Source organism: Bradyrhizobium sp., from assembly GCF_016462955.1.
Taxonomy (GTDB): Bacteria; Pseudomonadota; Alphaproteobacteria; order Rhizobiales; family Xanthobacteraceae; genus Bradyrhizobium.
Genome location: NZ_JAEMSD010000118.1, coordinates 1 through 12,031 on the forward strand (window position 1 = coordinate 1; position 12,031 = coordinate 12,031).

Sequence of the window (12,031 nt, forward strand, 5' to 3'; positions counted from 1 at the left end):
GGCGCTTGCCGATCGCCGTGAGATCGGTCGATTTCGTCACCGTGGTGTCGAGGAAGGTCGAGGCCGCGATGATCTCGATGTTCTCGGTCAGCTTGCCGCGCGCTTCCAGCTCGACACCGCGCGAGCGGATCTCGCCCTGCTGCACGCTGAAGCCCGGGACAGTGGACGGCGTCAGCGTGTTCTGCTGGCGCAGGTCGAACACTGCCGCCGTGAACAGCATGTCGGCGAAGGCCGGCTTGTACTTCAGGCCGCCTTCATACTGTTCGCCGGTCGTAGGCACGAAGGGCAGGCCGTTGCTGCCGACGCCGATGGTCGGCTCGAACGAGGTCGAATAGCTCACATAGGGGGCGAGGCCGTTGTCGAAGAGATAGAGCAGGCCGGCGCGATAGGTCTGCTTGTCGCTCTCCTGCGACTGCCTCGTCGCGGAGATGCGGTTGTCGTTGGTCTGCTCCGTCCAGTCGTGCCGCGTGCCGAGGGTCAGGCGGAAGCCGCCGAACTTCATCTGGTCCTGCACATAAACGCCGGTCTGCGTCAGCGACTGGTCGTTGTTGATGAACGGGAACAGCGTTCCCACCGGCTGATAATAGACGGGATTGACGACATCCAGCGAGGTTGCGCCGCCGAATTGGTAGATCCACGAGCTGCGCGAATTCTGCTGGTCCCAGCCGGCGAGCACGGTGTGTTCGACCGCGGAGGTCCGGAAGTCGAAGCGCAGGCGGTTGTCGGCGGTGATGCCCTCGGCGCTCTCGATGGACCGGATCGCCGCGCGGGGAATCGTGCCGGCCGCCGTCAGCGCGCCTGCCATCTGCAGCGACTGGAAGTCGGTGTCGACCTTGGAATAGCGCAGCGCCGAGTGGAAGCTCACGACGTCGTTGAGGCGGCGGTCGAACACGTAGCCGACGCCCGCCTGCTCGCGCTCGAAGCGGTCGAAGCCGGGATCGCCGATGTTCAGATTGCGGTTGAGATAGGGCTTGTACGCCGCGGGCGCGAGCGATTGCGGATAGAGCGAGTTGAAATAGCCGCCCTTCGGATCGCGCTGGTAGAAGCCGGATACGGTCAGCTGCGTGTCGGCGTCCGGCCGCCAGGTGATCGCCGGCGCCACGCCGAAGCGCTGCTCGTCCACGTCGTCATAGCGCGTGCCCGACATCCGGCCGATCGCGCTGATGCTGTAGAGCCATTGATGCGCGGCGTCGAGCGGGCCCTGGCTGGTGATCCCGCCCTGGACGCGGCCATGGCTGCCGCCTTCGATGCGCGCTTCGTTGTAGGGAATGTCGCTCGGCTGACGGCTGACCAGGTTGACGAGGCCGCCGGGGCTGATCTGCCCGTAGAGCACGGCGGATGGGCCCTTGATGACCTCGATGCGGTCGAGCAGGAACGCGTCGATCGACGTCACCGCGAAGGCCTGTCCGCGCGGCAGCTTCAATCCGTCGAGGAAGCTGACGAAGTTGGTCGAGGTGCCGAAGCCGCCGATGCCGCGCAGGAACACGCTGTCATAGCGCGTGGTCGCATCGCGTTCGGAGAGGACGCCTGCCGTGTATTGCAGGGCGTTGCCTACGGTTTGGGGGTTCTGCGTATCGATCTGCCCGCGCGTGACCGTGGTGACCGATTGCGGCGTCTCCAGCACCGGCGTGGAGGTCTTGGTTGCCGTCGACTGGCTGGTGGCAAGCACCTGGTCGCGTGTGTCTTGCCGGGGCGCCGAACCCGTCGCGGCCGGAAGAGTCGGCGCCGGTGTGCCGGAATGTCCCGCCCGGGCGTTGCGCCGCGCCGCCCTTTGCGGGTGCTGCGATGTCGCCTGACGCGCCGTCCGGTGCGCTTGCGGCGCGTCCACCGTGACCGGCGGCAGCTGGGAGCCTTGCGCAAATGCCGGTACGTCCAGCGCGAGAAGAGTCGTAGAACCCAGCAAAAGTGCCGCGCCTCGCAGAGTCCGCTGCGATCTCCCGGTCATTCCCATTTCAAGTCCCCACCCGATATCTGCAAGAACGGCTTAAAACAAAACGGGACGGAACTGTCCAGTTATTCAGTTGGCGTTTTCGCTTATTTAGAACTATTAAAAGTCCAGAATGATTCCGGGAGCGCAGGGAAGGCATGAAGACGGCGGTGAAGACCGGCAAACGCGCCAAGGCGCGTGGCGGCGAGGGGCGTGGCGGGCGGCCGACCAGGGAAGAAGCGCAAGCGATCGAGGAGCGGATCCTGGCCGTTGCTGCAGCATTGTTCGCCCGGGACGGCTATGCCGCGACCTCGATGGAGCGCGTCATCGCGGAATGCGGGGCGGGCAAGGACACCATCTACCGGAGATATCCGTCGAAAGGCGCGATCTTCGCTGCGGTGCTCGAGCGAAGCCGTCGCCGGATCATGGAGCGATTGGCCGATCTTCAGGTGAGGCAGTCCGGCCACAACAGCCTGGCGCAGCTCAAGGAGCTGGCAAGCCTGCTGCTCGACCTCAATCTCGATCCGGAACTGGTGGCCTTCAAGCGCATCGCCGCGAGCGAAAGCCTCGTGACCGCCGGCAGTCAGGCCCAGCCCGAGCCCGACGCCATCATGTCGCTGCTGCGGACATCGGTCACGAAAGCTCAAGCCGATCGGCGCATCGTGCCGGGTGACGTCAACTTCCTGACCGACTTTCTGATCAACAGCATCATCGTCGGTCCGACGACGCTTGCGATGTTCGGCTACAAGCCGCTCGCCTCGGCAAAGGAGCGGAAGCTGTATTTCGAGAAGGCATGGAAATTATTCTTGGGAGGAGCTGCCGCTCGACACGGATAGGCGCAGAACACCGCCAACCCAGTTGCATCTTCGGGATGTTGGCCATTGCATTTGCCGTGGCGCGGCCGATGACAATGAGGAGGTTTGCGAAACGCTCAAGGCCGTCTTCGGCCTATAGAGACTTAAACCCTGCCGGCGTTCATTCTTCAACGAGCCGTACCAGCGCCTCCGGCGCCTCCACGAAGGCGAACGCGTTGAGGAATTGTCGCCGCCACAGGACGTTGCGATCGACCTCGGACAGAGCGGCCGTGTCGCATACCTCTTTCCAGAATGTCTTGATGGCCTTGATCTGTCCTGCAACGAGCCCGGTTGCCTCGTCGACGCCCAGCAGGAAGAGCGGTGCGGCGCCGAGGCACACCGAGATCTGGCTGGTGCGGCGTTCGCCGGCGATGAGCATCGCCTGCGTTGCCTCGCCGCCGCTCCTCGCTTGCGGGCAGATGTCATAGGCGGGTGTCAGCGAGAGGTCCTTACCGTTCCAGAACGCGGCGTGGTTTCGGGCGTGATCGTCCGTATTGCCGCAGAGGATGTTGAACACCATCCGTCCGAACAGCTCGCGGAGCGTCTCTCGGGGCGAGGTGAACCTGTGGCGGATGATTGTCGCGAGGTCTTCATAGCTCGCGTAGCGCGCCATCATTTCCCCGAGCTCGAGCAGCGTGAGAGCCGAGACCATCGCGCGGCGCTGCCATCCGTCGCCGGTCTTCTTTCGGTCGAAACGCTCGATCAGCAGGACGTCCTTTCCGGCGGCGCGGTCGAGGCTGACCGGGGCTGCGGCAAGTCCGGCCTTTGCGGCGAGGCGCATGGCCACGAACTCCGCCTTCACGACGTTGTAGAGGTCGTTCTGCGATGAGAACTTGGCGATGTATTTCCCCGCGTTCGCAGTGATCATCGTCTTCGGCCGGGCGCCGCCGATCGAGCTTCCGTGCAGGAGGGCTTGGTCGAGCTCCGCTGGAAGTGGCACCCCTTGTTCGACGAGCGTCGTCGCGGTCTGAAGTTCTGCAAGCGATGCAGCCGAAGCCTCCCGCGGCATGTAGCTTTCGGCAGATCGCTGGAAATCCAGCGCGCCGATGCGGTCCGAGCCCGACTCCAGAAGATATGTCAGCTCGTCGATGTCTCCGGTATCGGCGTCCTTGCCGCCTTTACCGAATGTCCGGTTCATGATGACGCGGCGGCCCCACGCGTCGGGTGCTGCGTCGCGGAGGCAATTCGGCATCATCAAGCCGGGTGTCAGCGGCAGCACGCCGCTGCGCAGCGGCAATTCGGGGTCGAAGAGCGCGATCGCATTGTTTCGCGCGAGATAGCTGCGGCCGTAGTGGAAGACGAGCTGGCTGCCGCTCGCAAACAGTCGGCCCGCCACGACGGGGGCGGTGGTGTCCGGTAGCCAGATCCATACGAACGCCTCGATAGGCTTTTCAGAAATCGTCATCGAGCGTCTCGTGCGACGGACGGACGGATTTCGGCAGAAGCGCCATCACGGCGGAATTGGTGGCGAGGGTGCTCGCCAGCGCGCGTTCGTCGGAATTGAACAACGGCACGCCGGCGATCGCCGCTGCCTCGAAGACAGCGCCAAGGGTGCAGCCGGGGTCGCCATTCTCGATGCGCCGCAATAGCCCGCGCGAAAGGCCGGCCCGGTTGGCAAGTTCCTCGGCCGTCATTTTCCGGTCGATACGGGCCTTGCGGATGAGTTGGCCGAGCAACACAGCCGCATCCTTGGCGTAGCGGGAGTAAGGTCTGGTCGTCTTGGGCATCTGATGATCCATTAATAGCCCGTAAGACGGCTTATGAGCCATTTATAGACCTAAATGGCAGTTGCGTCAACTCACGGTCTAAGAATGAGCCATTTGAGCTTGCATGCTTCATCAATGATCCATCTGTTGAGGGACTGCGACTGATGCGTCAGGCGTTGATTTCATCGCAACCAACAGCTTCCTCGCGTCATCGAGCAGCGCTCGGGTCGGCCGCCGCTCTGCGATCCCCTCTCGCATGAACCCGTCGTGCTCTCGCGCGTCCGTAGTTTCCTACAAGTCTGTGGCCGCGCGTCGCCACCCGATGGTACTGCTGAAACACCGTCGAAGAGGTTGCAAGCGCGACAGAGTACGGGGCTAACGCGATCGGATCGCTCCGATTGCTTACCGGCGGAACAACGGTCATCACTCGTGGCATGCCGCGCGGCTATTCGGCAGCATCGGCACAATGGCAAACCAATCATTGTCTGTGAGTTCGTAGCGCGTGTTTCGGCCCCTTCCGACTGGTGGCTTTAATCACGGCTCAGATGGCAGGCTCAACTGGTCGCAGTGCATCCGAAAGCGGGACCTGCTGTGCTGACCTCGAGTTGTGCCGTTCGTGACCCGAAGCAGACGCGAGCTCAGCCGGTCTTTATAGTGGGAGTGAACAGGTGATCGTGGCTCAACCTCGGCGGAGCTCAACTCTCTGCTCAGCGGCTTGTTGCTCTCTGGTCCAGTGGACAATAACCTGCGCATATTAAGGCCACTAAATTCTCGAATCGGTCGTTGGGACTGTGTCGCGCATGTCTTTTTTACGATTAATGTGCATCGCCGCGCCTCCTTGTTTGCTGCTTTTTAGCCCCTCCGTAGGAAACGCATGGGTACCTGACTATTGCTACAAGGTGACGCTCGCTGAAGATGTCGTCGCTGGCTGCACACGTTTTCTTCGTGTGGCTAAGACATCAAAGGATAAATCGATCGCGCTTGGCCGCCGGGCCCGGGGGCTTTATTTTACCGGGGACTACGATGCTGCATTGCGCGACTATGATGAGGCCCTGACTCTAGAAAAAGAGAAAGGGGGGCGCCTCGCGATTTTACTCTATCGGGCCGACGTTTGGTATCGAAAGGGGGACCAAGATCGCGCGATCGAAGAGTATTCGGCTCTGCTTCAGATTGATCCAAAGTATGGTCCCGCGTACGCCAACAGGGGTTTGGCGTGGCAAGAGAAAGGAAACCTAGATCGAGCAATCGCCGATAGCACGACGGCTATGCGGTTTAATCCGGCGTCAAGCTACATTCTAAATAACCGCGCAAACATGTGGGCGCGAAAAGGCGAATACGACAGAGCGCTTGAAGACGCTGATCGCGCGATACGACTAGATCCAAAGAACCCGATTTATCCTGCAAATCGCGCCATGATCTGGCGAATGAAGGGAGACCTGCAAAAAGCGTTGTTGGACAACGATAAAGCTGTTCAGCTTGCAGGGAGCAAGTCATTGATGGAGTCCGTGTCTCGCGGCGATACGTATCGCTACGCGGGAAATCTCGAGAAGGCTCGCATTGATTATGCGAAGGCAATTGAGGTTATGAAGGATTATGCACCAGCTCTCACCGGATTGGCCTTAACTTACGAGAAGATGGGCGATCTAACGAACGCGCGCGTCTATTTCGAGCGTGCAATCAGTTCGAGAAACATCGATAACGCCTACGACCTATCGCGCTCTGCGATCGAGACTGCGCGCGCCCGCGTTGCCGCGCTCGAATCTGGCGAGCTTCCTCCAGTAATTCCCCCAGCGCCTGCAAAGGTCACGAGCGAAACCTCGGTACCTACGCTGCCACTAACCGCGCAGATTGTTACCAAGCCGCTATCTATCGAGCGGGTGCAGGTGACTGCCAGCAAGCACGGAAGACGTGTGGCCTTGGTGATCGGCAATTCAGCCTATCAGAAGGCAAGCGTACTCAGAAATCCCGCCAACGATGCGACCGCGATCAATGCTTCTCTGAAAAATCTAGGTTTTGATATCGTCAAAGTCTCGCTCAATAGTTCGCGCGAAGACCTAATTGCTGCTGTACGAACTTTTGCTGCCGAAGCAGACAACGCCGAATGGGCCATGGTTTACTATTCTGGACACGGCATCGAAGTGAATGGCCGCAACTATCTGATCCCTATAGATGCAACACTGAGGACTGATCGCGACGTGGAATTTGAAACCGTTGCGGTCGATCAGGTTATGTCGGCCATAGATGGAGCAAGAAAACTCAAACTGGTCATCTTGGATGCATGTCGTAACAATCCGTTCGCCGTGTCTATCCAAAAAACTGGACGAAAAGAGGTAAGCGAGATCGATTCGACCAGCGGGGGAGAGATTGGAGTTCGGGCGATAGGTCGCGGACTAGGGGAGGTTAAGATAAAGGGTGCCTCGCTGGTGGTATTCGCAGCAAAGCACGGCCAAACTGCTCTAGACGGCGACGGTGACAATTCACCCTTCACCATTGCGCTTGTTCAGCGAATCGCGACGCCTGGGGTCGAGATAAACAAGCTCTTTCGCCTTGTTCGCGACGACGTGATGGAAGCAACGGCCGGGCGACAGGAGCCCTATACTTATGGCTCTTTACCGGGGCGAGAAGACTATTTTTTTGTATCGACGAAGTAATCCGTCCTTGGCCACTCCTTCAGTTATGCGTCGCGGCGAGATGTCCGGAGAGCAGCCGCTTTGGTGGTCAAAGTTTTGAATGGGGCGAAGCCAGCCGACCTTCCGGTTGAGCGACCAACCAAATTTGATTGATCATCAACGCAGGGGCGGCCAAAGCGCTCGGCGTCGTCATTCGAAATAGGCTACTCGTGGGCGCCGAGATTATTGGATAAAGAGGGAGGTTTGCTATCGGCAAAGGTCTCACGTCAGTAACTGGCCGCTTCTGGCCCTTCTCGGAAGTCGGACAAAGTCCACTTTCTCGCCGCTGTTGGAGGACAGGGGGACATCACGCGCGCCTGCTCTTGGCAGCAGATTTCATGAGTACGTAACCTAGTCGGACGTGATCTTCGCCAGCAGCGCCTCCGCGTCACTGAGCAGGGCCCGGATCGTTCGCCCCTCTGCGATACCTTCTCCCGTGAAGCCGCCGTGCGTTTCGGCATTGCGGTTTCCGCGTGGCGCACCCGATCCCCGGGCGCCGCCGTGCATGCGGCAGCGGAGCTTGCCGCGTACCGCGGGCGCGCGGCAGGCAAAGCCGCCGCGCGTGGAGGCGCCGCAGCGCTGGCTTGCCGCCATCGCAGCGGTGTTGCGGACGTGACCAGAGCTCATGCACTCGCGCCTTGTGCTGCGTCGGCCCATTCGGATTCGCCGGCTGCGCCGGAAGCGATGCCCGGATCGGCGCCGATCAGATGCGCATGCTGCGTGACATTGCCGACGATCGCCCGTCCGCCGTCCTGCACCGACAAATTCTGCACCGTGATCGCGCGCTCGTCGCTGTTGCGGTGGCGATTGAGCGCTTCGACCTGGGCGGCGAAGGTGCGGGAGAGCCGGGTCAAGGCGCGGGCGATGCCCTCCTGCTGCGCGAGATCGTCGGTGCAGGCGAGCCGGCAGGCGCAGCGCATCGCGGCCATGTGCACCGACACCATCTGGGCCACCAGCAACGCCTCGATGGAATCCTTCGGCGCGATGCTCCTGATCGTCGAGATCATGAAGGCGAGATTGGCCTCATCGGGCTTCTGCCCGACCACGCTGGCCTTGACCAATTGCCGCAAGATGCCGTGCATCGCGTCGCGGTCGGCGGCGCCGAGCGCCTCGGCCAGCAGCAGCTCGCCGGCTTGCGGGTCGGGATGGCTGATCGCGATGCGCCGCTTGTAGAGCTTGACACGCGGCGGCGCGGCGGGCGCGCTGCGGTCGTTTGCCGCGAGCGGCGACGTGATGGGACGCGAGAGAGCTGTCGTCATGGGCTGTGTCCTCTGAGAAGCGCGCTAGCCGCGCACGGCCGTTCGCCGCCGCGCGCGAATGCGGATTTCGAAATGTCGATGAAGGGTTTAGACGCAATCGCGTCGGCACGGCTGCGATCGGCAGGCCGTGATGCTCACGCGTGTTGCGATGATGCCAGTATGCCACTGTTTTGCCCGACGCGACAGAGCTTATTTCGTAAATCCGAAAATTTCCCGCAGCCCAACGCAAGCCCTTGTTCTGATAGGGCCCGTCTACTGTGCATGGGGTTGTTTTCGCACTTTTGTTTTGGAAGCGGCGCGCACGTGCCGCGCGGCGGAATGCCGGCGCGCAAACGCGATTGCGAAATCCGGCACGGCCGCTAATCATGATCGTCGAGGGCGCCGTGCCAACAAGCATGCACAAGCGGCGCCAAGAGGTCTGGGAGAGAACGAATGCAACGATCGGCTCGCGCGCTGGCAGTCATCGCCGGATTATGCGCCCTGGTGCTGGCGACAGAGGCCCTCGCGCAGAAATATCCGTCGCGGCCGGTCAAGGTCATGGTCGGCTTCAGCGCCGGCGGGCCGGTCGACGTCGTCGCCCGCATCATCGGCGATCGCCTCAGCAACAAGCTCGGCCAGCCCTTCGTGGTCGAGAACCGCGCCGGGGCCAATGGCATGATCGCCGCCGAAGGCGTCGCCCGCGCGGATGCGGACGGCTACACCATGCTCGCCTGCAACTCCTCCACGATCACGCTGAACAAGACGCTGTTCAAAGACATCCGCTACGACCCCGAGAAAGACTTTGCGCCGCTCACCACGGTGGTGTCGGCGCCGCTCGTCCTCGTCGTCAACCCGGAGAATCCCAAGACGGCGAACATCAAGACGGTGGCCGATCTCGTCGCCGCGGCCAAGGCCGCGCCGGGCGCGCTCGCCTATGGCTCCGGCGGCAACGGTAACCTCGCACACCTCGCCATGGAGCTGCTCAGCCAGAAGGCCGGCATCAAGATGATCCACGTGCCCTATCGCGGCGGCTCGGCCGCCGAGGTCGGCATCCTCGCGCAGGAGGTGCTGGCGGTGTTCGATCCGCTCTCCGCCGTGCCGCTGGTCAAGGCCGGCAAGCTGCGCGCGCTGGCGGTGTCGTCGGCCGAGCGGCTGCCGGCGCTGCCCGACGTGCCGACGGTGGCCGAAGCCGGCTATCCCGGCTTCGACATCTCGTTCTGGGTCGGCTTCTTCATGCCGAAAGCCACGCCGGCGCCGATCCTGGAGACGCTGCACCGGGAGATCGTCGCCGCCGCGAAGGATCCGACCGCCGAGGAGAAGCTCGGCTCGCAGGGCGTGGTGTCCGTGCTCAGCCCGGCCGATTACGCCGCGAAGATCGCCAAGGAGACCAGGGAGCTCGCCGAAGTCGTCGCGGCCGCGAACATCAAGGCGGAGTGAGGCGCGCTCCGCCGATCAGCTGTTCCAGCCGATCAAGCAACGGACGTTGCCCGGCATTGATCTTCTCCCGCGCTGCGTCGAGCCCGAACCACTCGGCGCGGTCGACTTCCGGAAAGGCCTGCCGCTTGCCGCTACGCGGCGGCCATTCCATCTCGAAAGTGTTGCTGCGAATGCGGCGCACGTCGACGTCGAGCTCGGCCGCGAAGGCGGTGACGAGCTTGCCGCCGCGCTGCCTGGCTTCGCCGAGTGCGGTCAGCGGCACGGACAGCGCCAGTCCAAGCTCCTCGTCAAACTCCCGTCGCGCGGCAATCTCCGCGTCTTCGCCGTCGGCGTACTCGCCCTTCGGGATCGACCATGCGCCGAGATCCTTGTTGCGCCAGAACGGCCCGCCGGGATGAACGAGGAGCACCTCGATTGCCCCGCGCGTCCGATAGGCGATGATCCCGGCGCTCCTCGATGGCATGGCAGGTCCCGTGCAACGGCGCTCTGGCTTTCTCTCCGGAAAAGTGGCGCCGCGCAAGCGGGCGGCTCCGATTACGAGCCGGGTGGCCGATCGCCCGATGCCAAGCGAACGGCGCGCGCCTTGGCGCTCTTGCCGGCCGCGCGTGCTGCGATCATGCTGCGTCCCTTGCGGTGGTCCGCGGCCTTGTTCCGCAGCTGGCTTGCAAACCGCTTGCGCGCGCGGTTCGTTGTCGCACGCGCGGCGATCTGCTCGGCCTTGCCAATGATGCGCGTGACCGACGGCGTCAGGTTGACCGGAACCCAGGCGACGTCCTTGGCCTTGGAGAGACTGCCGATGCCTTCGCACGGCGCTTCGCGCGGCAGGTCGATCCGGATCGCGAGGGCTTCGGAGCGTTCGATCCAGTCCTCGGCCTTGGTGCCGGTGATGATGCGGACATAGTCGCGCGTCTCGCGCGGCAGCCCGCTCTCTCGGGCCAGCCATTTCTGGACGCGGCCGGGGCCGGCGTTGTAGGCGGCGGCGGCGAGGCCGAGATTGCCGAAATCGTCACGCAGCTTGCGCAGGAACTTCGCCGACGCCGGCAGCGCCTTCATCGGGTCGAAGGGATCGTCGAGCCCGACCTCGACCGCCGTCCCCGGCATGAATTGCGCGACGCCCTGCGCGCCGGCATGGCTGACCTCGTCGGACCTGAAGCGGCTCTCCTGCCAGATCAGGCGCGCGAAGAACGGCACGGGAATGCCGCTGGCCTCGGCGGCTCCACGAAGCGCGTGGCAGAACTCGTGGGTCGGTGAAACCGGCCCCTCGACCACGGGCTCGTTCGCGCGCGGCGGCTCGATGGTTCCCTCGTGTGCTGCGCGTGCGTTGGCAACGTCGATGGCCTGTACGCTGGCCAGGAAGATCTCGACCGCGGGAACAAGTGGCGAGGCATGATTGTTCTCGAGAACGGCGGTGTCGATCGTTGGTGTTTGCCGCGACGCCGACAGATCGAGGTCGCACATCAGAAGCATGAACGCGGCGCAAGCCGCGACGACAAATCGCATTAGCTGGGGCAACCTCGAACTGTGGGATGAACAGCCAGCGATGCGCCGGCGATAGGAAGTTATTAACCTTCCGATTGCGGCAAAGCTGCGGTCTCGCCGGTTCCTTCGGTGTTACTACGGGGTTCCCGAAACGAAACTCTCCGCGGCTCCGCGGGCTATTGCGAATGGGATGCGATGACGATGCGATGGCTAGGTGCGGTGATGTCGCTGTGGCTCGTCGCGCCGGTGCTCGCGGGCAATCTCGATCCTGCTGCGGTGAATGATTCTGCGCGTCCTGCGAAGCCGCCGGCCACCGACAAGCTCCATCCAGCGGTGGTGAAGCTGCAGGTCCTGCTCGACCGCGCGCAATTTTCGCCGGGCGAGATCGACGGCTAGCTCGGCGACAATGCGCAGAAGGCGCTCGAGGCCTTCGCCAAGCAGAACGGCATGACAACTGGGACGCACGTGATTGGCGAGAACGTCAAGCGCGGCACGCGCGCCGTCTTTCTCGATCCGCCGACGGAGAGCTCCACGAAGCAGCAGGTCAAGACGGCCTGCCGGCGCGCCTCCAACTAGCACCCGTCAGCCGGCAACGAAGGCGAGCAGGGTGCCGTTGGCCTTGGCCGGCGGTACGCAGATCGCGGCTCCGCTCCGCACCGCGGCCGAGCCCAGCGCCTTCTCCGTCGCCGCGAGATCGCCGCTGGCGAGCACCAGCGCAGCG

General features: G+C 63.0%; 12 protein-coding genes and 1 pseudogene. 5 read left to right on the forward strand and 8 right to left on the reverse strand.

Annotated elements, in window-relative coordinates; all coding sequences use genetic code 11:
* The coding region (locus JHD07_RS14775) for a TonB-dependent siderophore receptor (protein ID WP_291623364.1) at nucleotides 1-1,945 on the reverse strand (1,945 nt) is incomplete at its 3' end.
* A gap of 140 nt (nucleotides 1,946-2,085) precedes the next feature.
* Here JHD07_RS14775 and JHD07_RS14780 point away from each other — a divergent pair.
* A complete protein-coding gene (locus JHD07_RS14780; RefSeq protein WP_291623366.1) occupies nucleotides 2,086-2,763 on the forward strand; it encodes a TetR/AcrR family transcriptional regulator in 678 nt (225 codons plus the stop codon).
* A gap of 139 nt (nucleotides 2,764-2,902) precedes the next feature.
* Here the strand turns inward: JHD07_RS14780 and JHD07_RS14785 are convergent, their stop codons facing one another.
* Together JHD07_RS14785 and JHD07_RS14790 are read right to left on the reverse strand one after the other, a co-directional pair.
* Entirely contained in the window at nucleotides 2,903-4,186 is a 1,284-nt protein-coding gene (locus tag JHD07_RS14785) for a type II toxin-antitoxin system HipA family toxin (RefSeq protein ID WP_291623368.1), read from the reverse strand.
* Nucleotides 4,173-4,508: a helix-turn-helix transcriptional regulator gene (locus tag JHD07_RS14790; RefSeq protein ID WP_291623370.1), complete on the reverse strand. Its 336-nt coding sequence runs from the start codon at nucleotides 4,506-4,508 to the stop codon at nucleotides 4,173-4,175. Before JHD07_RS14790 ends, JHD07_RS14785 begins: the two co-directional genes overlap by 14 nt.
* 878 nt (nucleotides 4,509-5,386) lie before the next feature.
* Between JHD07_RS14790 and JHD07_RS14795 the strand changes: the two genes are divergently transcribed.
* A complete protein-coding gene (locus tag JHD07_RS14795) occupies nucleotides 5,387-7,138 on the forward strand; it encodes a caspase family protein (RefSeq protein WP_291623372.1) in 1,752 nt (583 codons plus the stop codon).
* A 369-nt stretch (nucleotides 7,139-7,507) separates the two neighbouring features.
* Here JHD07_RS14795 and JHD07_RS14800 read toward each other — a convergent pair whose 3' ends face one another.
* On the reverse strand, nucleotides 7,508-7,783 hold the full coding sequence (locus JHD07_RS14800; protein WP_291623374.1) for an HGGxSTG domain-containing protein: 276 nt from the start codon (nucleotides 7,781-7,783) through the stop codon (nucleotides 7,508-7,510).
* Complete coding sequence (locus JHD07_RS14805) at nucleotides 7,780-8,415, reverse strand: hypothetical protein (RefSeq protein WP_291623376.1); 636 nt, start codon at nucleotides 8,413-8,415, stop codon at nucleotides 7,780-7,782. The genes JHD07_RS14800 and JHD07_RS14805 overlap by 4 nt, the downstream gene beginning before the upstream one ends.
* 432 nt (nucleotides 8,416-8,847) lie before the next feature.
* On the opposite strand from JHD07_RS14805, the gene JHD07_RS14810 reads away from it, so the two are divergent.
* Nucleotides 8,848-9,831: a tripartite tricarboxylate transporter substrate binding protein gene (locus tag JHD07_RS14810; RefSeq protein ID WP_291623378.1), complete on the forward strand. Its 984-nt coding sequence runs from the start codon at nucleotides 8,848-8,850 to the stop codon at nucleotides 9,829-9,831.
* Here the strand turns inward: JHD07_RS14810 and JHD07_RS14815 are convergent.
* Together JHD07_RS14815 and JHD07_RS14820 are read right to left on the reverse strand one after the other, a co-directional pair.
* Nucleotides 9,818-10,294 carry an NUDIX domain-containing protein gene (locus JHD07_RS14815; RefSeq protein WP_291623379.1) on the reverse strand — a complete coding sequence of 159 codons (477 nt, stop codon included), beginning with the start codon at nucleotides 10,292-10,294 and terminating at the stop codon, nucleotides 9,818-9,820. The two genes, JHD07_RS14810 and JHD07_RS14815, sit on opposite strands and share 14 nt — an antisense overlap.
* A 71-nt stretch (nucleotides 10,295-10,365) precedes the next feature.
* A complete protein-coding gene (locus JHD07_RS14820; RefSeq protein ID WP_291623381.1) occupies nucleotides 10,366-11,331 on the reverse strand; it encodes a lytic transglycosylase domain-containing protein in 966 nt (321 codons plus the stop codon).
* Nucleotides 11,332-11,505: 174 nt separating this feature from the next.
* Between JHD07_RS14820 and JHD07_RS14825 the strand changes: the two genes are divergently transcribed.
* Together JHD07_RS14825 and JHD07_RS14830 are read left to right on the forward strand one after the other, a co-directional pair.
* Nucleotides 11,506-11,706, forward strand: coding sequence for a hypothetical protein (locus JHD07_RS14825; protein ID WP_291623382.1), 201 nt, complete (start codon nucleotides 11,506-11,508; stop codon nucleotides 11,704-11,706).
* A 51-nt stretch (nucleotides 11,707-11,757) separates the two neighbouring features.
* Entirely contained in the window at nucleotides 11,758-11,886 is a 129-nt protein-coding gene (locus JHD07_RS14830; protein ID WP_291623385.1) for a hypothetical protein, read from the forward strand.
* 6 nt (nucleotides 11,887-11,892) lie between these two features.
* Here JHD07_RS14830 and JHD07_RS14835 read toward each other — a convergent pair.
* Nucleotides 11,893-12,031, reverse strand: a pseudogene (locus tag JHD07_RS14835) (VOC family protein); the annotation flags it as partial.